Source organism: Acinetobacter sp. 479375 (assembly GCF_000581715.1).
Classification (GTDB): domain Bacteria; phylum Pseudomonadota; class Gammaproteobacteria; order Pseudomonadales; family Moraxellaceae; genus Acinetobacter; species Acinetobacter ursingii.
In genome coordinates this window covers 1-353 of sequence record NZ_JEZN01000080.1, presented here as the reverse complement: position 1 = coordinate 353, position 353 = coordinate 1, and the positions used below count along the sequence as shown (strand labels likewise).

At 41.4% G+C, this 353-nt stretch carries 2 tRNA genes; both read right to left on the bottom strand.

What is annotated here, in order from left to right:
* Window positions 1–43: 43 nt before the first annotated feature.
* Window positions 44–119 (bottom strand) — tRNA-Ala (locus J500_RS16865).
* A 54-nt stretch (window positions 120–173) separates the two neighbouring features.
* Window positions 174–250: transfer RNA gene (locus J500_RS16860), tRNA-Ile, on the bottom strand.
* Between the last annotated feature and the right edge of the window lie 103 nt (window positions 251–353).

Here is a 353-nt window from a genome sequence, read left to right as displayed (position 1 = left end):
CTTAAATTTCAAGGAAAAGCTGCGCTTTTCTGTTCTTGAAATTTGGTGGAGACTAGGAGAGTCGAACTCCTGACCTCCTGCGTGCAAAGCAGGCGCTCTACCAACTAAGCTAAGTCCCCAGCTTATATCATTACGTATCTTTAACTCTGTACTCATTAATCTATTCGTCAGAATGGTGGGTCTGACAAGACTTGAACTTGTGACCCCACGCTTATCAAGCGTGTGCTCTAACCAACTGAGCTACAGACCCTGAGAAATAAAAAAAGAGATTAATAATCTCTTTTTTTATTTCGCAAGACAAGCGCAGCGCGTAGTGCATGACTTATCTCTGAAATTAAAAGAGAAAACTCGTT